This is a genomic window from Elusimicrobiota bacterium (genome assembly GCA_018816525.1).
In the GTDB taxonomy this organism is placed as follows: Bacteria; Elusimicrobiota; Endomicrobiia; order CG1-02-37-114; family XYA2-FULL-39-19; genus OXYB2-FULL-48-7.
In genome coordinates, this window is the sequence record JAHIVV010000063.1 from 18,201 (window position 1) to 36,472 (window position 18,272).

Here is an 18,272-nt window from a genome sequence, read left to right on the forward strand (position 1 = left end):
TTATGAAATTAATATTTGAAAAAGGGGTACCCGGGAGAAGGGGCGCAAAGTTGCCGAAGTGCGACGTACCGTCGAATTTCGAAATCCCTAGAAATTTTCACCGTGAACATGAAGCAGATCTTCCTGAAGTATCCGAACTGGAAGTAGTCAGGCATTTTACAGAATTATCCCGTAGGAATTTTGGTATTGATACCAATTTTTATCCGCTGGGTTCCTGTACTATGAAATATAACCCCAAAATAGACGAGGAAGTCAGCAGGTATAAAGGTTTTGTTGAACTGCATCCCCTGCTTCCGCAATTGCGCCACGGCGGAATGCTTACACAGGGCGCGTTACAAGTTATCTATAATACGGAAAGACTGCTCTCAGAAATAACGGGCATGTCGGAATTCACCATGCAGCCTCTTGCCGGAGCGCACGGCGAGCTTACCGGCACCATGATAATCGCCGCTTATCATAAGGATAAAGGCAACAAGAAAACAAAAATCATAGTCCCGGATTCGTCGCACGGCACAAATCCCGCCAGCGCGGCGATTTGCGGGTATTCAATAGTTTCTGTTCCATCAAATTCAGACGGGATGATAGATTACGATGAATTTTTAAAAGTTCTTGACAATGAAGTAGCTGCAGTAATGTTAACCTGCCCCAATACCCTGGGATTATTTGAACCCCAGATTAAAAAAATTGCCCAAAAACTCCATGAAGTTGACGGTTTGATGTATTGCGACGGCGCAAACATGAATGCGATTCTTGGCAAAATCAGGCCCGGAGATATCGGGTTTGACCTTATGCATATAAACCTGCATAAAACTTTTGCAACTCCGCACGGCGGAGGCGGGCCGGGAGCAGGACCGGTGGGTGTTGTAGAAAAGCTAAAGAAATTCCTGCCGATTTCGCTTGTTATAAAAAGAAATGACGGAACTTACGCCCTTGATTACGACAGGCCGTCATCAATCGGGTTTATAGCGCCTTTTTACGGAAACTTCGGCGTGATATTAAAGGCGTACTGCTACATTCTCATGCTCGGCAAAGAAGGCCTTATTGCAGTCAGCGAAAACGCCGTGCTTAACGCAAATTATATAAAAGAAAAATTAAAAAAATATTATCACCTGGCTTACGATAAAACCTGCATGCACGAATGCGTGTTTTCAGCCGTTAATCAATTGAAAAACGGCGTGCATACGGTAGATATCGCAAAGCGGCTGATAGACTACGGTTTCCACCCTCCTACAATTTATTTCCCCCTTATTGTAAAAGAAGCCATAATGATCGAGCCCACAGAGACAGAAACAAAAGAAACCCTTGACGCTTTCATTGAAACTATGATTAAAATCAGCAATGAAGCGCAAACACAGCCTGAAATAGTAAAAGATTCGCCAAAGACTACTCCTGTTTCAAGGCTTGATGAAGTTTCTGCCGCCAGGGATATGGATCTCTGTTTTAAAGACTAATTATGGATTTAGCTTTTGATGAAGCGTTGTTACTTCTGGCTGAAAAGTCAGTGCTAGGCGAGACGATCCGTTTCTGGGAATCAAAAGAGCATTTCGTTGTGCTTGGCACCAGCAATAAAATTGAACAGGAAGTTAATATTGAGGCCTGCAAACTGCACAAAATTCCGGTTTTTAGGCGTTCCTCTGCCGGCGGGACGGTTTTACAGGGGCCGGGATGTTTGAATTTTTCATTTATTCTGCCGTATAAAAGAAATAAAGCTCTTTCTGACGTAAATAAGTCTTATACATATATTCTTGAAAAGGTAATTGAATCTGCAAAGAAGATAACAGGTATTCAGGAAATAAGTTTTAAACCGATTTCTGATATTGTTTTGGGTGAGAAGAAAGTTTCTGGAAACGCACAGCAGAGAAAAAAGAATTTTATGCTTCATCACGGCACCTGGTTATACAATTTTGACCTAGGGCTTATTTCAAAGTACTTAAAAGAACCATCAAAGCAGCCGGAATACCGTTTAAACAGGAAACATAGCGAGTTTGTTACGAATGTTCCAATAAATGTAGAAGAATTTAAGAGCGAAATTACGAAATCTTTCAATATTAGCCAACAAGCAGATGTTTTTGATAAAGCAAAGCCCTTGATGGAAGAGTTGCTAAAGACAAAATATCAAATTTCTTAACAATGAGGAAAAAATGGAAAAAAACTATGAGTTGGTGATTATTGGTGCGGGGCCGGGCGGGTACGTGGCTGCAATTCGCTCTGCTCAGCTTGGAGCAAAAGTTCTGGTTGTAGAGAAGGATGAATTGGGCGGCACCTGCCTGAACAGGGGTTGTATCCCTACAAAAGCGCTTGTAGCAAGTGCCAATGTGCTGCTATCGGCGAAAAAAGCAGGACAATTTGGAGTGAAAGCAGAGAATGTATCAGCCGACATAACGGCGATAATTGAAAGAAAGAATAAAATAGTAAAAAATTCCCGTTTGGGTATTGCCGGAATATTCAAAAGTTATAATATTGAATCACTAAAAGGAAATGCAGTGTTTACGGCCAGCAAAGAACTAGATGTAGCAGGAGAAAAGATTTCATTCAATAAGTGTATAATTGCAACCGGTTCGATGCCATCAACCATTCCCGGAATTACAGTTGACGGAAACAAAATACTTACAAGCGACCACATTCTGGATATCCAGAGCGTCCCCTCTTCATTGCTTATTATAGGAAGCGGCGCTATTGGTATTGAGTTTGCCTGTATTTTCAATGCGCTTGGAAGCAAGGTTACAATAGTTGAGGTTTTGCCAAGGATTTTGCCTAATGAAGATGAAGAAATTTCAGAAAAGTTCAAACAACTGCTCGTAAGAGACGGTATTGAAATAAAAACTGATTATAAAGTGGCAACAGAAGAATTAGCCAAGTACGAAAAGATATTAGTTGCAACAGGCAGAAAACCTGTAACCGAAAACCTTGGTTTGGAACCAGCGGGAATCCAGATGAATGAAAAAGGTTTTATCGCGGTTAATGATAAAATGGAAACCAATGTTCAGGGAATTTATGCTATTGGCGATGTTGCGGGAGGACCGTTACTCGCGCATAAAGCGTCGCAGGAAGGAATTATCGCGGCGGAAAATGCCTGCGGCCAGGATTCTAGGATTGATTATAATGTAATACCGGGTTGTGTTTACAGTATTCCTGAAGTTGCAAGCGTAGGTTTGTCTGAGAAGAAAGCTATTGAAAAAGGGTATGAAGTTGGTGTTGGCAGGTTCCCCTTTGCCGCAAACGGCAGGGCGATTACCCTTGGAGAGACAAAAGGTTTTGCGAAAGTTGTCATAGATTTGAGGACGGATGTTATTTTGGGCGTGCATGTTATCGGAGCGGAAGCTTCTGAGCTTATAGCTGAAGCAGTGCTGGCGGTTAAGATGAAAGCGACTACGAAGGATTTGACGAAGATTATGCATGCGCATCCGACGATGTCGGAGGCGGTTTTTGAGGCGGCGCATGATGCGCATAAGCAGGCCATTGATTTACCTAAGCGGAAATAGAGTTATATATTGAGAAATCATTTTCTCGCTCCTATGATGTTTCTTAACGGCTTCAGAACCTAAATTTTCAAAACTCCTCGTTCACTCCCAAGTGAACTTCGTCAGACAGTTGAAAATTTGTACGGTTCTTCAGCCTAAAACATCAAATGTCGCTCAAAAACAATTTCTCAATAATATCATTATGAATACCTTAAAAGTAATAAATCTCGGGTTGACTGATTACAGCGAAACCTGGAAAATGCAGAAAGAAATTCTCGCGCAGAGCGCGCAGAGAGCGGATACCTTAATTTTGGTTGAGCATAACCCGGTGATTACTTTTGGCAGAGGCAAAAATGATAAGAGCGATATTCTGGTTTCTCAGGAATATTTAAAAAAAAAGGGTATCGAGGTTATTGAAGTTGACCGCGGAGGCAGTGTTACGCTTCATTGCCCGGGCCAGCTGGTCGGCTATCCGCTAATTGATTTAAATAAGACTGGTAAGGATATTCACAAATATATAAATAAACTTGAGGAAGTTATTATAAAAATTCTGAGCGATTATGGAATTAAGGGTGAGCGCCGGGAAGGTTTTACCGGTGTTTGGGTTGGGCAAAAGAAAATTGCTTCTATCGGTGTTGGAGTAAAACATTGGATTACTTACCACGGATTTGCGCTGAATGTGAATCCGGATATGTCCGTTATTTCGGTTATTAATCCCTGTGGTTTAAAAAATAAAAAAATGACAGCTGTTGCGGAACTGACAAAACAGGAAATCAGCATGCAGAAAGTTCGCGAGCTTACAGAAAAGCGCTTTAGAGAAGTATTTGGCATGCAGGAAAAACAGGAATTCCCTCCATGGATAAAAAGGCGCGTTTCCTGCGGAACCGCCGGTGCCGCCGGTGAAACAGCCAATGTTTTGAAAGACTTAAAACTGAATACTGTCTGCAACAGCGCAATTTGTCCGAACAAAAATGAATGTTTCAGCAAAGGCACCGCAACTTTTATGATTTTGGGAGATGTTTGCACGCGTAACTGCAATTTTTGTTCTGTAAGCAGCGGATTGCCGGGAGAACCTGACAAAGAAGAACCAAAGCGAATTGCGCAAGCTGTTAAAAAGATGAAATTGAAGCATATTGTGATAACTTCTGTGACCAGGGATGACCTGAAAGACGGCGGTGCCGGGCAATTTGTTGAAGTTATTAAAGAAATCCGTAAAATAAATCAAAAAATATCAGTTGAATTACTGGTTCCGGATTTTAAAGGAAATATCGAAGCAATGAAAAGGATAATATCAGCAAAACCTGAAGTTATAGGGCATAACCTTGAAACCGTGCCGCGTTTATATAAGGAAATACGTTCTAATGCCGATTATCGGCGTTCATTAGATTTATTAAAATCAATCAAAAAATATGATAAAAATATCTTAACCAAATCCGGTGTTATGCTGGGATTGGGCGAAACAAAAGGCGAAGTTATTGAAGTTTTGGAAGATTTGAGCGCAATACAATGCGATATTGTAACTTTAGGCCAATATCTACGGCCCTCAAAATACAACGTTGCCGTACAGGAATTTGTTAAACCCGAAGTTTTTGAAAATTATAAAAAAATTGGGTTAGAAATGGGTTTTAGGTTGGTTATTTCAGGGCCTTTTGTAAGAAGCTCATACCACGCAGAAGAAGCGTTTCAATCCTTGGAGGTAAAGATATGAAAATGAAGAGTTTGGCTGTTTATTTTGGAATTATTCTGATGTTGTTAGCCGCGGGTTGCTCAAGAAAAACAGAAACTATCAAGATCGCCGGTTCGGATACTATGTTTAAGATGTCGCAGGAATGCGCAAAGGAATTTATGTATATTTACCGCGATACAAACATAGAAATTAAATCCTGTACTGACGATGAGGCAATAGCGTCGCTTATAAATAATGAATGCGCTGCCGCTATGACTACCAGAGGGATTAAAAAAGATGAGTTTGAATTGGCAAAGAAAAATAGCAAAAATTTGCTGCAATTTATAATAGGGCTGCAAAATATAGAAAAACCGGAACCTTCAAGAAAGCTGCTCGTATTATATACGGACTCAAAGCCGAAAGGTTCGGTAAAAAAGTATATTAGTTTTGTTTTGGGCGCTCATGGCCAGAATATTGTAAAGAATTCGGGTTTTGTACCGATAAAGAAATAATTGCGCAGCGGCAGGAGTGATTTTGTTAAATAGTATAGCATGTTCATATTACAATTTTAAGGGCCTTTCTTCATTTGTGAAGGAAAATAAGTAGGTTTTCTATCACAGTACATACAATACCAGATAATAAACCACCATTAATCCCAATCCCAGAGGCACGCCCAGTTTTGCCCAGGCGCGGCTGGTAATTTTTAGTTTGTGAGCGGAAATAATATTAGGAATGTTTCCCGGAATCAGCATACCGCCCGCAATAAGCAGCCCCATTAATGCGCTCTGTATTTGCTTTAACGTCATAGCAGGGCTTATCTCAGCGGCAGCCATGGTTGCATTATCCAAAATGGCTGAAATCGTGTTCACCCAGTAAAGTATCCTGCTATCCAGATTAACGATGTACCTGTCTACAATAGGTTTAAACCCGCCCCCAAGAAAAATTAACGCCATTACAAAAAGATAGACTTTTAAAGCGCGGATAATAACGCGATTGAAAGTTTCAGCTTCTTCGGCGGCTTTTAGGCCTTGAGTTGAATTTTTTCCGTGAAAAAAAATACTTAATAAGCCAAGCCCGAGAACCCCGGGTATAACAAATTTACCTATAATTTTTGCAGGGTACCAAAAATTTACCCCGGGCATACCTTTGAGTTTTGCAACAAGTATTGCGGAGAGCGGTTCGCCTATAGACGTGAGCGCAGCGCCGAGACCGATGGAAAAACAGGCGATTATTGTAAAATCAATTTCTGTTTTTTTATCTAATTTTAAAGCAGTAATAATTTCAACAAGAACCAGGGCGGCTATAATGGCTGTTATAATTGATGAAATGAACCCCAGGATGACAATCATTAAAAAGACGAACAGCCGGACAGGAATGATTTTAAGGATTGAATCTATTGCCTGGTGAATGTGGCTTCGCGTGTATTTGAAAATCAGCCCGGCAATAAAAACCGCAAGAGTTATTTTAATAGGCTCGACAAGCGCTTCCTTAATTAAATGTAAAGAGAACATTTGAGAAACCAGGCAGGAAAGCAGTCCCATAACAAAAAGGAACACTTCCAGGTTGTGTTCAATCTTTTTGTTTATAAAAGGCCCCAAAAGGACCACCAAAATTATTAATATTAACGCTGTTATAACCACATTGCTCCCATTTTAGCTCACCATCCTTTCCAGTTGTTCTCCATAAATTAATTTTGAGGAAAGGTTTTAAGGTTCTGGGTGAGGCAGGCTATTTTCTTCCTGGCCGGGTAATTTAATTTGATGCTGGAATTCAATTTTATAGATTTCCAGAATTGAAAGGAAAATTGCGGCAATCAATGGGCCGATCAATAAGCCGACAGGCCCGAAAGATACTATTCCTCCGATCATCGAGAAAAATACCAGCAAGTCATGCATGCCGGCATGCTGGCCTACAATACGCGGTCTGAGGATGTTATCTATAACGGAAATAAAAAATACGCTGATAATAATTATTAGGACACCCTGCCAGACATCACCATTGACTATTTTGATAATACCTGCAGGCACTAAGACAGCCCCGGTGCCGATAAACGGTATTACAGATAATATAAGAAGAACCAGGCCCCAGAGCAGCCATCCTTTAATGCCGAAGATCCACAGCGTGAGCGTAGCAAGCGAGCTTTGCAGCAGCGCAATCAGAAGTATTCCTTTCACCGTGGCATTTGACATGGAATAAAACCTGAAAATTATCCTGTCTTTGTATTCCTCGGTCAGAGGTATGACATCTTTTATTTTCAGTAGAATTGTTTCCCCGTCTCTTAAGAAATAGAATAATGAAAAGAGCGTTATGAACAATCCAAATACTGCTTCAACGGTCATTTTAAAAGTCCTGTTAACAAAGGAGGCAATTGAAGCTTCAGAAAAGTCCATAGTTTTTTCAAAAACCGTTTGCCAATCCATAGTAATATCGTGCGCAACAAGCCAGGCGCCCACAGGCGAATTCATTATTCTTCCCACAATTCCTGTGTTGTCCTGCTGAATTAAGTTGTTTAATTGAGGGCCTATATTGCGGTAAAGGCCGATGCTTTGAGCTATTAAAATTTGGGATACAAACATTAAAGGCAGTAAAATTAAAGTCAGTATAAGAATACAACATAATATAGAAGCCAGAGCCCGCCTGTTTTTTGTGAGCATAAGCAGTAGTTTAAATAACGGATATATAAGTATTGCGATTATTATGGCAAGCATAATTGGCAACACAAAAAAACGAACCAGGCTCAATAATAACAATAAAGACAAAGCAAAAGCCGTAAGCAAAAAATACTTGCTGAATTTCTTCCCGTCTAAAACACTTTTTTTAGGTTCCATGCATTAATTCTATAAAAATATAAGCTTCATTGCAATTAGAAACAACACTTCAGTACAAAATTGTCTTCTTGAGGAAGGTAATTTTGACATTTGAGCCGGTATTTTATATCATAAAGGCGTTAACCTATGAAAAAACTAATCAAAAAACCAAAAGCGGTATTGTTTGATATGGACGGAGTTATTATTGATTCCATGCCATACCATTTTATTGCCTGGTTTGAAACCTTGAAACCGCTTGGCGTAAAGATTAATAGTTTTGATATTTATTCCCGGGAAGGCGAGCACTGGAAAAAAACGATCTCAGATTTGCTTAAGCGTTCTAAACTGAAATATTCAAAAAAGAAAATAGAAGAAATGCTTCCAGTAAAACAAAGAATATTCAAAAAACTTTTTAAAAGGTTTATTTTTAAAGGCGCAGAAGAAATATTAGAACATTTTAAAAAAAACGGGTATTTATTGGGCCTTGTAACAGGAAGCTATGCTAACAACATTAAAAATGTATTGCCAAAAACATTGTACCAAATGTTTGATACAATAATATCGGCTGAGAGCACGAAAAATGGCAAGCCTTACCCGGAGCCGTATCTTACTGCGGCAAAAATGCTGAGCCTTAAACCGAAAGATTGTGTTGTTGTAGAAAATTCCACCCTTGGAGTGTTATCGGCAAAAAATGCCGGGATGTTTTGTATAGCAATAACATCCAGTTTACCAAAAGAGTACCTGAGAAAAGCAAACATAACTGTAGATGATTTGCTGGAAATAAAGAAAATAATAAGGTAAGCGGAGGAAAGTTGTTAAAAATCTGGGCTTATACATTAATCAGCGTGGTAATAGTAAGTTTGGTTTCCCTGATCGGTGTTTTTACCCTTTCTCTGGATAAAGAGAAATTAAACTCAATTCTGAAATATCTGGTAAGTTTCGCTGTTGGCGGGCTTTTTGGGGATGCGTTTATTCATCTGCTTCCGCAGTCATTTGAAAAATTGGGTTATGGTTTATCCACTTCCTTATATATTGTATTGGGCCTTATGATATTTTTCGTGCTTGAGAAATTTCTGCGCTGGCGCCATTGCCACCATGTGACTACAGAACAACACATTCATCCTGTTGTTACAATGAATTTAGTAAGCGATGCGGTGCACAATATGATTGACGGTATGATAATTGCCGCGAGTTACATAATCAACATCCCTCTTGGCATTGCGACTACGCTTGCTGTAGTTTTTCATGAACTCCCGCAGGAAATTGGTGATTTCGGTATACTTATTTTTGGCGGGCTTAAAGTAAGGAAAGCATTGTATTTTAATTTTTTAACTGCATTAACTTCCGTTTTGGGCGCGCTGATTGTGCTTATTGTAGGGCCTTTTGTTAAGGAATATACTTATCTGCTGCTTCCTATAACCGCAGGCGGTTTTATTTATATAGCAGGTTCAGACCTTATCCCCGTGCTTCATGAACATGACAATTCATGCGATACTACTGTTTCAAATTCAGTCTGGCAGTTTTTAATGATAATTCTTGGTGTCGCCCTCATGGCCCTCCTCACCTTTCTGGAATAAAGAGTATTTCAATTTCTATGAACTACCAACAAATCATTTCCAAAATCAAATCCTTGTATAATCCCAAAAACATTGCCGGCATGAAGCGGTTTGGCATTAATGTAAAGAACGCTTATGGCGTGCCCATACCTGAACTTAGAAAGATAGGCAGGCTTGTTAAAAAAGACCATGAGATCGCCAAACAGCTATGGAACTCAGGAATTCATGAAGCAAGGATCCTGGCAAGCATAGTAGATGACCCTAAACAGATAACCTCAAAACAGATGGATGATTGGGTAAAAGAATTCAACTCCTGGGATATATGCGACCAATGTTGCATGAACTTGTTTAGTGAAACCGAAATTGGCTACAACAAGGCAATTGACTGGGCCAAAAGAAAGGAAGAATTTGAAAAGCGCGCAGGATTTGCTTTAATGGCGGTTATTGCAGTTCATAACAAAAAACTGCCGGATAAAGAGCTAATAAAGTTTTTCCCCATTATCAAAAGAGAATCAACAGATGAACGAAACTTTGTAAGGAAAGCCGTAAACTGGGCGCTTAGGCAGATTGGCAAACGCAATATGGCGTTAAACAGGGAAGCAGTTAAACTCTCAAAAGAACTAAAAGACAGCCAAAATAAATCAGCCTGTTGGATTGGTACGGATGCCTATAGGGAATTAACAAACCCGAAAGTAGTAGAACGCATTAAAAACAAAAAGAGATAAGTAATTGTTTCATGTGGAACAATTAAAAACGTTTATGAAAATCGGAAACATTGAATTAAAGAACAATATCTTCATGGCGCCCATGGCGGGCGTTACGGATATTACTTTCAGGATAGCCTGCAAACAAATGGGGGCCGCGCTTGTTTATACTGAAATGATTACAGCGCGGGGCATTCATCACAAAAACAAAAAGACCCAAAAGATGCTGGAGATACTTGAAGAAGAAAAACCGGTCGCCCTTCAGTTGTTTGGCAGCGAACCGGATATACTCGCGGAGGCCTGCGAATTTGTTAATGATAACAAGGACATTGTTCTAATAGATATTAATATGGGATGCCCTACAAAAAAAGTTGTTAAAAGGTTTGAAGGTGTTTCGCTGATGAGAAACCCCAAGCTCGCCGCGGAAATAATAAGGCAGGCAAAAAAAGTATCCAACAAACCAATTACAGCCAAGATAAGAACAGGGTTTGATTCAAAAAATATCAATGCGGTTGATTTTGCCAAAGAGCTGGAACAAGCAGGCGTTGAAGCAATTACGGTTCATGGCAGGACCGGTGAACAAAAGTATTCCGGCAAAGCGAGTTGGGATATAATAAAGGAAGTAAAGGAAAATATTCATAGTATTCCCATAATCGGCAACGGAGATATATTCAGCCCTTACGATGCGGTAAGAATGCTGCAGCATACAAAGTGCGACGGTATTATGGTAGCGCGCGGCGCATTAGGGAACCCCTGGATATTCCGCGGGATCCTTCAGGCAATAAAAGGAGAGGATGTAACTTCGCCCCCCTACGAAGAGATTGCGGAAATCTGCAATCAGCACTTAAAGAGAGAGATAGAGCGCTACGGTGAAAAGAAAGGGCTCTTGAGATTTCACAGGCACTTATTATATTACGGTATAAAATGCTCTATTCTTAAAGACAACACCGGCCCGAAAAACAAAGCAAGAGCTTCTCAGTATAAAGACAAACTCGAACACACCCACAATAAAGAGATGACCAGGTTTATCAAGCAAGGTTTGATGTCGTAAGTACCCCACCAACACCTTCCCCTCTTTTTGAAAGAGGGGCTAGGGGAGTTAATCAAAGTTTTTATGTGTTGATAATAAGGCCACAATTTGTTAAAATCAGGATACAGTAATAAATTTATAATTCAATTAAATGGAGGGTTATTGGTATGGCAAAGAAAACAGAATCAGTCCAAAGCGCAAAGGAACTTGCCGCATTCAATGAGTTAAAGAAAACACTTCTGAAATTGGTAGATAAGCGTAAACCGATTAAAGCAATAATTTATAAACTGACAGTAAGCAATGTCAAAACTAATTCTGATATCAAAGAAATATACATACCCAGTGAAAACATGGCAGTAAGCGATTATCAGGATTTAAATGTCTTTAAAACGGATATAGCGCGCTATAAAAACGCTAAAGTGTTAAAAAGAATAGGGTTACCCAGAGATTTTGTTGAACAGTTGAAAGTACATCTTGAGCCTAAAGAAAAGATGAAAGAGGTCCTAAAAATGTATTTTAAAGGGTAAATCGGGCCCCAAGCCCCAATGTGTCCTTTAAGTTGGTAATTGGGATACCTGCTTGGCATGTTTCATGTGGAACATTTTTCTCCTTTCATGGTCTTTCGCGAGGTAGCGTCCTGATTACTTCTGTTTAAAAGGAAAAATCAGGGTTGAGGTTAGCATTCTATGGGTAAAATCATTTCGGTTTGCAATCAGAAGGGCGGTGTCGGCAAAACAACTACTACGATTAACCTTGCTGGCAGTGTGGCCCATCTCACCAAATCAGTTCTTCTTATCGATTTAGATCCGCAGTCAAACGCAACCAGCGGCCTGGGCTTTGATAAAGAATCTGTTGAAAAAGGCGTTTACAATATAATTATCGACGACGTTCCGCCGGAGGAATCAATCGTACGCACCTCCGTCGAGTTTCTGGATATTCTTCCGTCGAATATTAACCTTATCGGCGCTGAAGTCGAGCTGGTTAACCTGCCTGACCGCGAAACAAAATTAAAAAAAGCGCTGCAAAGCATCAAAGATTCTTACGATTATATTTTTATTGATTGCCCCCCATCTCTCGGTTTATTGACGGTAAATGCTTTGACCGCTTCGGAATCCGTGCTTATCCCAATCCAGTGCGAATATTATGCCATGGAAGGGCTTACCCAGCTAATGAAAACAATCCACCTTATCAGGCAATCTCTTAACCCGCATCTGGAGCTTGAAGGCGTTCTGCTTACAATGTTTGACGGCAGAATGAATTTAAGCAATCAGGTGGTTAAGGAAGTAAGGAAATTTTTCGGCAATGAGGTTTATAAATCCGTTATCCCGCGGAATGTCCGCCTGGCGGAAGCGCCGAGTTACGGCAAACCCGTATTTCAGTACGATAGTTCTTCCCGCGGCACCGAAGCATATTTAAACCTTGCAAAAGAATTTCTGGGGCTATGAAAAAATATTTTAATTTATTCATTTTGACTGCAACACTTACATTAGCATTAAACGCCTGCGCGAAAATAGAGCCGGGGCCGGACGATAAGGCCCGATTTATTGCATCCGACGGCATGATAATTGCGGGGAAATACGTCCCGCCAAAAACTCCGGACAAAATTACCTTTATATTGCTTCATGGTTTATCCAGCACGAAAGATGAATGGAACCGCTTTGAAGCAAAACTAATTGAAAGAGGCTGCGGCTATTTCGCCTACGACCTGCGCGGCCACCACGGAAGCTCAAAAAATACTGACGGCCGGGAAATAACTATAAATGAAATTGTAAATTCCGGGCAAATTTCGGAAATAGAAAAACTTGTTTCGGATATTGATGGCGCAGTCAAGTATCTCAAACATAATGGGATAAAGAAAGAAAAAATCGGGCTTATCGGCGCAAGCATAGGCGCAAATATATCGCTTATTTATGCGTCCAAAAATAAATTCATTCCGATTGTTGTCCTTTTATCTCCCGGCTGGAACTATACAGGGCTTGAAACTAACACCGCTATACAGCAATATGGCCAAAGGCCATTGGGTTTAGCCGCATCGCCGGGTGATAAATATGCCTATGATACCGCCACACAGATGGTATTGGTTGGTAGACAGTTAAAAAGTGATACCGCTTTTTTTGAAGGCGTCCAGGCGCAACACGGCACCCAAATGCTTACAGACGAATTCGATTCTAAATTGCTTAATTGGATAGATGGGAATCTCGGGGATGTTGTCAAGAAGTCAAGATACGGTTTGAAATGAGACGGATGTTAGTAGGGAATTAAATTTATGTGGTATTTAGATTTGGATGAAGGCGGGATTGGAAATATGTCCTTGACAACAGGGATATATTAGTGTATTATATCCCTGTTTGGAGGGAAATATGGATAATGAACTTGTAAAAAGATATATCAATGACTGGAATGAGCGTGTGGTACCGACTCCCAAAGAGAGGGAAACAAGGCTCAGGGAAACCTCGCGTATACAAACGGTTATTGGAGCCCGCAGAGTGGGGAAAACGAGCCTTTTGTATGATAAAATAAGAGATCTTATTACCGTCCAAAAAGTTCCGAAGGAACAAATACTGTTTCTTAATCTGGAAGACCCTCTTCTTGACGGTGTAACTTTTCAGGGTTTTAAAAAGATACTTGAAATTCACTGGTCGCTGTTCCCTCAAACAACTTCTAAAAAACTATACTTGTTTATAGACGAGCCCCAGGTAGTCACAAATTGGGAAAAAGCAGTGCTTAGCCTTCATAATGAAGGAACTTACGAGCTTTTTATTACTGGTTCCTCTTCAAAATTATTGAGCAAGGAGATTGCGACTTCACTCCGTGGCAAAACGCGCACAACAATTCTTTATCCTCTTTCTTTCCGGGAGTTTTGTGCTTTTAAAGGGCAATCCTTTGATGCCAGCAGGATATCAACAAAACAAAAAGCAGCTCTTATGCATGCAATAGATTTATATTTGCAATATGGCGGTTACCCGGAAGTTGTGCTTGAAGATGACGAAGTTGAGAAAACGGTTCTTTTAAAAGATTTTTTTGATTTGACCATTTACAAAGATATTATCGATCGGTATGCTATAAAAAATACAACTCTGGTCAGGTGGCTTATAAACTATATGGTATCTTGCGCAACCAAAGAAATAAGCATCAACAAGGTATTCAATACTCTTAAATCTTCAGGGCAGAAGGTAAGCAAAAACACGCTTTATGAATATTTTTCAATACTTGAAGATTGCTTTTTCATAACTACCCTGAGGAAACTTGACCGGTCTGTGAAGAATGAAGGGATGTCAATTCCTAAAGTATTTCTTAATGATGTGGGTTTTTTAAGCCTTTTTTCGGATCATGATTACGGTAAACGGCTTGAAAACACAGTTGCGATTGAGTTAATGCGCAGAAAAGCGGTGCAGCCTCTTATGAGTATTAATTACTGGAAATCAAAAGAGGGGAAGGAAGTGGATTTCATTGTTTCCGAGGGGAAAAAAGTTATCCAGGCAATTCAAGTTTGTTTCGCATTTAATGACCCTTCTACTAGAGAGCGTGAACTTTCAGCGCTCGCGTTTTGTCTTGAACATTACGGATTAAAGGATGGGTTGGTCATAACCAGAGATTATGAATCAATTCAACATATTGGTAAAAAAACAATACATGTTTTGCCTGTTTGGAAATGGCTGCTGTCAAAATAATTATTTGCATTAGTAAATATATGATTTTGGAATTAGATTTGGAGAGATTATGAAAATAACTAATGCCTGGTGGTTTTATGCGCTTTTGTCTGCACTGTTTGCCGCATGCACTGCTATTTTAGCCAAAATAGGAATTTAGGGGTATAGATTCAGACCTGGCAACCGCAGTCAGGACCGTCGTAATTCTGATTATCGCCTGGCTACAGGTCTGTCCTGGATATTTTATTTTAGGGCCTTGCAGATGGGGAAAGTTTCATCGGTTGCCGCTGTTGATAAAACCAGCGTGGCTCTGGCAATCATATTATCCATCATAATTTTACATGAAACTGTAAGCCTTAAAGTACTGATTGGTGCTCTTTTAGTTATTACGGGCACTATGGTAATAATCTTAAATAAGGAAGACCAATTATGCCACAGGAATGTTGCTGGAATTGCATGCATTTCAGGATAACCAGGGCGCCGCACGGTAAAACAGAGCTTATAGAGCCTCCTACGCAGAATTATTGCCAGGATTTTTTAAACAAGACAGGCAAGCAATCCCCGTTAAATTTAAGCGAACCTGAAAAATTACTGGTTTTCAGAAAACCTTGCGACTGCTGCGGGAATTATATGGAACTGGATTATAGCCAGATATATTTCTAACTAGGACTGAACAAAAAGAAAAACCAAAAGAAAGGCGTAAATATTCCGGTCTAGGCCGTCTAAGCAATGAACAATAATTTTCAGTTTTATTTGCCTGCAAGAATTATTTTTGGAAAAAGCGCGGTTAATTCGCTTCCTGAAGCTGTATATAAGGAAGAAAACTGTGTTTTGTTGGTTACGGGAAGTAAGTCAGCCAGAAATACCGGGCTTGCCGATAAAGTTAAAACGATACTGAAAGATAAAAAAATAATTCTGTTTGATAAAGTAGCGCCTGAACCGGATACTGAAATTATTGACGAAGGAATAAAGCTGGCAAAACAAAATAATTGCAAAGCTGTCATCGGACTTGGCGGGGGAAGCGCGCTGGATGTAGCCAAAGCCGTTGCCGCCCTGGTGCATGAAAAGAGTTTTATTAGTGTGGCGGATTTTCTCGAAGTTGACGGCACCCGAAAGCTCTTAATACCAGGCGTGCCCTTCATCGCAGTGCCAACAACGTCAGGAACCGGTTCGGAAGTTACAAAGAATTCTGTAATTATAAATAAAAAACTTGCCAATAAGCGGAGTTTGCGTTCGGATTTAATTTTTGCGCGCTGTGCGATAGTTGACCCGGAGCTTACGCTTACCCTTTCAGCAAAAATGACTGCAGAAACCGGCCTGGACGCGCTTACGCACACAATTGAGGGTTATATTTCAAAAAAATCTAACAAATTCACTGATGCGATGGCAATTAAAAGCATTGAATTGGTACAAGAATCGTTAATTACCGCTGTAAAATATCCCGATAATTATGAAGCGCGCGAAAAAATGTCGCTTGCATCGCTTTATGGCGGAATATTGATTGCAAATTCCGGTGTCGGCCTGGTTCATGCAATAGCGCCCTTCCTGGGTTCGCTATATGGAACCACTCATGGGTTGGCTGTTGCAGTTCTTCTTCCTTATATGATGGAATATAATATGCCGTCAACTGAAGGGAAAATAGACGATGAGTTAATCGCGGCTGTTAAAAACATTTCGGAAGAAATCGGTATTCCTCAGGCGCTTAAAGAATTAGGCATACCGGAAAAAGATATTCCTTTGATAGCCGAAAAATCCATGACTTCTGTTTCAATAAAAATAAACCCTGCGCCTATTGACTATAACAGCATGGTAAAACTGCTTCAAAAGTGTTGGGCCGGTTCCTGAAATTATAAGGTAAAGAATTTCAGGATGTCGCACCATGCTCAAAAATAAATTCATGAAAAGGTTAGTTCTACTAATTTTTAGCGTCTTTTTGTCAGCGCAGTTAATTTTTGCTAAAAATCCGGCAAAGGTAACAATTTTAAGCATGAATGACTTCCATGCAGAATTTAATAAAGCGGCAATAATTTCTTCTTATATAAATTATTACAGAAAAAATCAGAATAATGTTGTTTGGGTGATGTCGGGAGATTATTTTAAAGGTTCGGCCCTGGATTCTATATCAAAAGGGAAAGCGTCCATAGAAATACTCAACAAATTTGCGCCGGATGCGCTTTCCCTGGGTAATCACGAGTTTGATTGGGGCGCAGATATATTGGAAAAACGAATGAAGGAGGCCAAATTTCCTTTTGTTTGCTCAAATATTGTTTATGAATCAAATCCCGAAAAGTATTTTGCCCAGCCGTATTTGATAAAAGAAATAAACGGCGTAAAAATATTGTTTATTGGAATCATAATGGAAAATCTGGACAGCCTTATCGGAAAAGACAGGGCTCTTGGCCTGAAAGTTTTACCCATTAAGGATACAATTGAAAAAATATGTAAAAAGTATGGTAAAGACGCAAATTTGACGGTTGTTTTATCACATCAGGGTTTGCGGGAAGATGAATTGTTAGCAAAAGAATTAGCGCCTGATGCGGGTGTGGATATAATAGCCGGCGGCCATAGCCATGCTTTGACAGAAAATCCTGAAAAAATTAACGATATAATCATAACCCAGGACGGAGCTAAAGGAAAAACTTTGGGCAAATTGGATGTAACGGTTGACTTGGAAAGCCGTTCTGTAAAAGATTATGATTGGAAACTTATCCCTATGGTTGAAACAAATGAAATAAAACCGGATAAAACTGTAACTGAATTGCTTGAAAAGGAAGAAAAAGTTTTTGCTCCCGGTATCAACGAAGTTATCGGCAGATTAACCGCCCCCTGCGATTTCCATAATTTTTCCTGCGATGCAATCCTGGAACAATTGGTAGTCGACAGCTGTTTCACAAATTCCGGGGGAATCCGCAAGGGCCTGGCAGGGCCGGAAATAAAAATCAGAGATATCTGGGAAATATTTCCGTTTGATGATTATTGGATAAAATTCAAAATAACACCCAGGCAGTTGTGGCAGTTAATTGAAAGTAATATAAAATTTGAAAGCGAGCGTGTAATTTTTTCAAAGTCAGTGAAGTACACCTATGATAGTTCTCTTGAGAAAGGCCGGCGTTTAATAGAAGTTAAAATAAACAATAAAAAAATTGACAGGAATGATGACAAAAAATTATATTCCTGCGCAACCACGGATTATTTGTGGAATAAGATTAAGGGTACGGAGGATTTTAAGAAAAACGGCGGTTATCAGGAATTGAAAGATAATGATTACAAGGATTTATACATAGATTACATCAGGAAACACAAAGTGATTGAATCAAAATTGGATGATAGAGCGAAAGATATTTCGCAATGGAGATAACTAAATAGGTGCTAATTGTGTGTTTTGGGCAGGCTGTACT

General features: G+C 39.9%; 18 protein-coding genes and 1 pseudogene. 17 read left to right on the top strand and 2 right to left on the bottom strand.

From position 1 onward, the window contains the following. Window positions 1-2 precede the first annotated feature (2 nt). The 5 genes from gcvPB (at window position 3) to KKH91_06135 (ending at window position 5,639) form a co-directional block, all read left to right on the top strand. Window positions 3-1,451: an aminomethyl-transferring glycine dehydrogenase subunit GcvPB gene (gene gcvPB, locus KKH91_06115; GenBank protein ID MBU0952376.1), complete on the top strand. Its 1,449-nt coding sequence runs from the start codon at window positions 3-5 to the stop codon at window positions 1,449-1,451. 2 nt (window positions 1,452-1,453) lie between these two features. Next, on the top strand, window positions 1,454-2,128 hold the full coding sequence (locus KKH91_06120; GenBank protein ID MBU0952377.1) for a lipoate--protein ligase family protein: 675 nt from the start codon (window positions 1,454-1,456) through the stop codon (window positions 2,126-2,128). Window positions 2,129-2,141: 13 nt separating this feature from the next. Beyond that, window positions 2,142-3,482: a dihydrolipoyl dehydrogenase gene (gene lpdA, locus KKH91_06125; protein ID MBU0952378.1), complete on the top strand. Its 1,341-nt coding sequence runs from the start codon at window positions 2,142-2,144 to the stop codon at window positions 3,480-3,482. Window positions 3,483-3,663: 181 nt separating this feature from the next. Continuing rightward, window positions 3,664-5,169 carry a lipoyl synthase gene (lipA, locus tag KKH91_06130; GenBank protein MBU0952379.1) on the top strand — a complete coding sequence of 502 codons (1,506 nt, stop codon included), beginning with the start codon at window positions 3,664-3,666 and terminating at the stop codon, window positions 5,167-5,169. After that, window positions 5,166-5,639 (top strand): hypothetical protein, encoded by a 474-nt coding sequence (locus tag KKH91_06135; protein MBU0952380.1) that lies wholly within the window; start codon window positions 5,166-5,168, stop codon window positions 5,637-5,639. Before lipA ends, KKH91_06135 begins: the two co-directional genes overlap by 4 nt. A gap of 102 nt (window positions 5,640-5,741) precedes the next feature. Here the strand turns inward: KKH91_06135 and KKH91_06140 are convergent, their stop codons facing one another. Together KKH91_06140 and KKH91_06145 are read right to left on the bottom strand one after the other, a co-directional pair. Then, window positions 5,742-6,767, bottom strand: coding sequence for a DUF1646 domain-containing protein (locus KKH91_06140; GenBank protein MBU0952381.1), 1,026 nt, complete (start codon window positions 6,765-6,767; stop codon window positions 5,742-5,744). A gap of 66 nt (window positions 6,768-6,833) precedes the next feature. Beyond that, window positions 6,834-7,955, bottom strand: a complete 1,122-nt coding sequence (locus KKH91_06145) for an AI-2E family transporter (GenBank protein MBU0952382.1) — start codon at window positions 7,953-7,955, stop codon at window positions 6,834-6,836. A 126-nt stretch (window positions 7,956-8,081) separates the two neighbouring features. Between KKH91_06145 and KKH91_06150 the strand changes: the two genes are divergently transcribed. From KKH91_06150 to KKH91_06205, 12 genes and pseudogenes are all read left to right on the top strand, one after another. Beyond that, complete coding sequence (locus tag KKH91_06150) at window positions 8,082-8,735, top strand: HAD family phosphatase (protein ID MBU0952383.1); 654 nt, start codon at window positions 8,082-8,084, stop codon at window positions 8,733-8,735. 11 nt (window positions 8,736-8,746) lie between these two features. Continuing rightward, window positions 8,747-9,511, top strand: a complete 765-nt coding sequence (locus KKH91_06155; GenBank protein MBU0952384.1) for a ZIP family metal transporter — start codon at window positions 8,747-8,749, stop codon at window positions 9,509-9,511. 17 nt (window positions 9,512-9,528) lie between these two features. Further along, the gene (locus tag KKH91_06160; GenBank protein MBU0952385.1) at window positions 9,529-10,215 is read left to right on the top strand and encodes a DNA alkylation repair protein; all 687 of its coding nucleotides are present in this window, start codon (window positions 9,529-9,531) and stop codon (window positions 10,213-10,215) included. A gap of 34 nt (window positions 10,216-10,249) precedes the next feature. After that, the gene (gene dusB, locus KKH91_06165; protein MBU0952386.1) at window positions 10,250-11,245 is read left to right on the top strand and encodes a tRNA dihydrouridine synthase DusB; all 996 of its coding nucleotides are present in this window, start codon (window positions 10,250-10,252) and stop codon (window positions 11,243-11,245) included. A 146-nt stretch (window positions 11,246-11,391) separates the two neighbouring features. Next, window positions 11,392-11,751: a hypothetical protein gene (locus KKH91_06170; GenBank protein MBU0952387.1), complete on the top strand. Its 360-nt coding sequence runs from the start codon at window positions 11,392-11,394 to the stop codon at window positions 11,749-11,751. 159 nt (window positions 11,752-11,910) lie between these two features. Continuing rightward, complete coding sequence (locus KKH91_06175) at window positions 11,911-12,669, top strand: AAA family ATPase (protein MBU0952388.1); 759 nt, start codon at window positions 11,911-11,913, stop codon at window positions 12,667-12,669. After that, the gene (locus KKH91_06180; GenBank protein MBU0952389.1) at window positions 12,666-13,463 is read left to right on the top strand and encodes an alpha/beta hydrolase; all 798 of its coding nucleotides are present in this window, start codon (window positions 12,666-12,668) and stop codon (window positions 13,461-13,463) included. The genes KKH91_06175 and KKH91_06180 overlap by 4 nt, the downstream gene beginning before the upstream one ends. Window positions 13,464-13,584: 121 nt before the next feature. Continuing rightward, on the top strand, window positions 13,585-14,895 hold the full coding sequence (locus tag KKH91_06185) for an ATP-binding protein (GenBank protein MBU0952390.1): 1,311 nt from the start codon (window positions 13,585-13,587) through the stop codon (window positions 14,893-14,895). Window positions 14,896-14,944: 49 nt separating this feature from the next. Continuing rightward, window positions 14,945-15,346: pseudogene (locus tag KKH91_06190) on the top strand (EamA family transporter). Further along, window positions 15,304-15,537, top strand: a complete 234-nt coding sequence (locus KKH91_06195; GenBank protein MBU0952391.1) for a hypothetical protein — start codon at window positions 15,304-15,306, stop codon at window positions 15,535-15,537. Before KKH91_06190 ends, KKH91_06195 begins: the two are co-directional and overlap by 43 nt. Before the next feature lie 66 nt (window positions 15,538-15,603). Continuing rightward, on the top strand, window positions 15,604-16,719 hold the full coding sequence (locus KKH91_06200) for an iron-containing alcohol dehydrogenase (protein ID MBU0952392.1): 1,116 nt from the start codon (window positions 15,604-15,606) through the stop codon (window positions 16,717-16,719). Window positions 16,720-16,753: 34 nt separating this feature from the next. After that, window positions 16,754-18,232 carry a bifunctional metallophosphatase/5'-nucleotidase gene (locus tag KKH91_06205; protein MBU0952393.1) on the top strand — a complete coding sequence of 493 codons (1,479 nt, stop codon included), beginning with the start codon at window positions 16,754-16,756 and terminating at the stop codon, window positions 18,230-18,232. Window positions 18,233-18,272 lie beyond the last annotated feature (40 nt).